The 2,785-nt window shown below is 29.7% G+C and carries 8 protein-coding genes; all 8 read left to right on the forward strand.

Going from position 1 to position 2,785, the window contains the following annotated elements; genetic code table 11:
• A partial coding sequence (locus tag AB4Y15_RS13795; RefSeq protein ID WP_427340924.1) for a hypothetical protein occupies positions 1 to 191 on the forward strand: 191 nt, incomplete at its 5' end.
• Positions 192 to 257: 66 nt separating this feature from the next.
• The gene (locus AB4Y15_RS13800) at positions 258 to 938 is read left to right on the forward strand and encodes a DUF5131 family protein (RefSeq protein WP_427340925.1); all 681 of its coding nucleotides are present in this window, start codon (positions 258 to 260) and stop codon (positions 936 to 938) included.
• A 13-nt stretch (positions 939 to 951) separates the two neighbouring features.
• Positions 952 to 1,092, forward strand: coding sequence for a hypothetical protein (locus AB4Y15_RS13805; RefSeq protein ID WP_427340926.1), 141 nt, complete (start codon positions 952 to 954; stop codon positions 1,090 to 1,092).
• A gap of 154 nt (positions 1,093 to 1,246) precedes the next feature.
• Positions 1,247 to 1,513 (forward strand): hypothetical protein, encoded by a 267-nt coding sequence (locus tag AB4Y15_RS13810; RefSeq protein ID WP_427340927.1) that lies wholly within the window; start codon positions 1,247 to 1,249, stop codon positions 1,511 to 1,513.
• A 2-nt stretch (positions 1,514 to 1,515) separates the two neighbouring features.
• Positions 1,516 to 1,869, forward strand: a complete 354-nt coding sequence (locus tag AB4Y15_RS13815; protein WP_427340928.1) for a hypothetical protein — start codon at positions 1,516 to 1,518, stop codon at positions 1,867 to 1,869.
• Positions 1,869 to 2,003, forward strand: a complete 135-nt coding sequence (locus tag AB4Y15_RS13820; protein WP_427340929.1) for a hypothetical protein — start codon at positions 1,869 to 1,871, stop codon at positions 2,001 to 2,003. The genes AB4Y15_RS13815 and AB4Y15_RS13820 overlap by 1 nt, the downstream gene beginning before the upstream one ends.
• A gap of 55 nt (positions 2,004 to 2,058) precedes the next feature.
• On the forward strand, positions 2,059 to 2,274 hold the full coding sequence (locus tag AB4Y15_RS13825) for a hypothetical protein (protein ID WP_427340930.1): 216 nt from the start codon (positions 2,059 to 2,061) through the stop codon (positions 2,272 to 2,274).
• 39 nt (positions 2,275 to 2,313) lie between these two features.
• Positions 2,314 to 2,586, forward strand: a complete 273-nt coding sequence (locus AB4Y15_RS13830) for a hypothetical protein (protein WP_427340931.1) — start codon at positions 2,314 to 2,316, stop codon at positions 2,584 to 2,586.
• Positions 2,587 to 2,785 lie beyond the last annotated feature (199 nt).

The raw sequence follows: 2,785 nt of genomic DNA on the forward strand, positions 1-2,785 counted from the left end.
TATATAGTATGTATATATCACTTCCAACTAGCTCTAGGAGCATACCATTGAGTAATAATGTTTATAAAAGTCAGAATGAGGTAATTGTAGTAATTATGAAATGGCTTAAAATAGCTAAATGCAAACCAGCTAAAAAGAAACTAAAGAAAAAGAAGGTTGAAGTAGTGCCAGAGCAGTTAAGTTTGTTTTAGTGATTGAGAAGAAATTGAAAGAAATGAAAGGTTAAAGTTGACATTATTGAAAGAGGGAGATAATCGATGAATAAAACAAAGATAGAATGGTGTGATTATACTTGGAATCCAGTTACAGGGTGTCTACATGGATGTCATTACTGTTATGCAAGAAGAATCGCTGAAAGATTCAGAAGTAAAAATAATTACACTTATGTAGATGGAATTAAACCAAGTTATATAAAAGAACCTTATCCGTATGGTTTTTATCCAACATTTTACCCTGATAGATTAAATCAGCCTAAAAAATTAAATAAACCTAGCAAAATATTTGTTGTAAGTATGGGAGATTTATTTGGAGATTGGGTGCCTATTGAATGGATTAAGGAAGTTATAAATGTAGTTAGAGAGTGTGAGCAACATACATTTATGTTCCTAACTAAAAATGGCAAAAGACTTAAGGACATAGATTTTCCTGATAATGCGTGGGTTGGAGTCTCTATTGGTGGACATGGAATATACGATGGACTATGTAGATGTAATGCAAAGGTAAAATTCATTTCAATCGAACCTTTACTTGAGGAAGTAAAATATTTACCTATAGTAGATTGGTACATCATAGGAGCACAAACTGGACCAGGAGCAAAGAAACCTAAAAAAGAATGGGTGCAATCAATTATAGATGTATGTAGAGAGAGTAATAAACCAGTATTTTTAAAGGACAATCTAAACTGGCATGAAAAAATTCAAGAGTTTCCAGTAAAATAGGGAGGTTTTATGTATGGATATAACAATTTGGGTAGTTGACACAAGAACAGGTGAAAGATTTAAACCTAACAATGATAATACATTCTTTGATGAATTAGGGGAATTGCAGGGGATACAAGAATATTTAAAAATTGAATATGAAATCAAACTTTAAGAACAAGGATTAACATATGAAGAAATAGGTAAAATATACGGGCTTTCAAAAGATAATGTGTTTGCAAAGTTGAAAAGAAGAAAGAAAAAATTAGTTAAGAACTAAAATAAGACTTATAAAATGGGGAAGAGTTTAGAAAGTGAGGGGGGAAAAGATGATTCTAAAACAATTAAATATTTGGGGTGAAGAAGTAGAAGTTAAAGAAATAAGACGCAAAGGTAGAAGATATAAAACAATGCAAGAATTGTACGGATATACAGAGGGCAAGATATGCAAGACTTGTAAATATCTTATGAGAATCGACTATCATGGCAAAAGATATTATAAATGTCAACAATGGTTTGTTAGTAAAAGTGCAGCTACAGATATAAGGCTAAAGAATAAAGCGTGTGGGAAATATGAGGAAAGTGAGGGGAAATAAAAATGAAAGATATTTATATGTTTTGTGAAACTCAAGATTGTGTTTGTGATGATATTTGTTGTCAAGAGTGTAATAAACTTAAAAACTGTGATATAAGATGCGAACCAGTAAAATTTAAAGAAAAAATTTATTCTAATGCAGAATATCTTATAGAGAAACTAGAAGATACAGCTATAGAAAGTGATAATTGGATTATATCGATAGCGATAGAGAAAATAAAAGAATTAAAATCATTAAATCGTGAGTTAGTTGAGTTTATTAAAGAAGCTAGAGAATATTTTGTTGAAGAAATAGGTGAATGTTGTTGGACAGCACACATTGATGAGTTATTAGAAAAAGCAAAGGAGGTTGAGTGATGAAAATTAATTTTGAGCAAATGGCTAAATTATATGAGTTAATTAAACAAGGTGTAATGCAAAAAGCAGAAGGTGAAGGTTTTAAGATATATGATATGAAGAATGGAACTATAAGAATTGATATAAAAGAATGATAATAAGTTAAGGATTAAGACTGGTGATACATTAAATTTGTATAGGAGGGATAAAATGAAATTCAAGATATTAGTTCAAAATAAATTGATGAGAAAACTTTGGCAATTTTATGAGGAATATGATGAAGAAAAAAAGGTAATTAAAGATTTTAAGGTAGACACTTTAGAAGAAGCTAAAGCAAAAGTTCAAGAGCTAATTAACAAAAGCTATTACAAAAAAGATGAGATTAAAATTGTGCGAGTGTACGACTTCAAAATAAAAGTAAGTTAGTTCAAAAATTAAAAAAATAATTGAAAGGAGAATGTGAAAATGAGAGCTGAAGATTTAAAGTGTTTTGAATTTGATGGTGGAGAACAAGAGTATATTATTGCCCGAACTAAAGAGGAAGCAATCGAATACTATAAAGGGATAGTAGGAGATGATATAGACGAATATGAAATAAGAGAAATAAAAGACTGGCACAATATGAAAGTAAGAGTTGAACTACCTAGTGGCAAATATGAGGAAATGACCTTCTTAGAAGACGTAACAAGTGATCCAAGTCCTATTATACCATACATAATAGCAACAACAGCATTATAGAGATATTGAAAAATATCATCATTTATATTAAAGCCAGAGAAATTTGGAAATTTACAGTATGGGAGGTATTAGCGTGGAAGAACTTTTAAAACAAATAATAAAAAATAAAACAGGTGTTAAAGAAGAAAATATACAGATTATTATTGATGAAGAAGAAGGTAGATATTGGATAAATGTATTAAATGAAAACTATACAGGA

It is taken from the genome of Caloranaerobacter longqiensis (assembly GCF_050286925.1).
In the GTDB taxonomy this organism is placed as follows: Bacteria; Bacillota; Clostridia; order Tissierellales; family Thermohalobacteraceae; genus Caloranaerobacter.

Bases quoted from the DNA above. Each gene is read 5' to 3' on its own strand.
- AB4Y15_RS13800 (WP_427340925.1), top strand. From the start codon at position 258: ATGAATAAAACAAAGATAGAATGGTGTGATTATACTTGGAATCCAGTT.
- AB4Y15_RS13805 (WP_427340926.1), top strand. From the start codon at position 952: ATGGATATAACAATTTGGGTAGTTGACACAAGAACAGGTGAAAGATTT.
- AB4Y15_RS13810 (WP_427340927.1), top strand. From the start codon at position 1,247: ATGATTCTAAAACAATTAAATATTTGGGGTGAAGAAGTAGAAGTTAAA.
- AB4Y15_RS13815 (WP_427340928.1), top strand. From the start codon at position 1,516: ATGAAAGATATTTATATGTTTTGTGAAACTCAAGATTGTGTTTGTGAT.
- AB4Y15_RS13820 (WP_427340929.1), top strand. From the start codon at position 1,869: ATGAAAATTAATTTTGAGCAAATGGCTAAATTATATGAGTTAATTAAA.
- AB4Y15_RS13825 (WP_427340930.1), top strand. From the start codon at position 2,059: ATGAAATTCAAGATATTAGTTCAAAATAAATTGATGAGAAAACTTTGG.
- AB4Y15_RS13830 (WP_427340931.1), top strand. From the start codon at position 2,314: ATGAGAGCTGAAGATTTAAAGTGTTTTGAATTTGATGGTGGAGAACAA.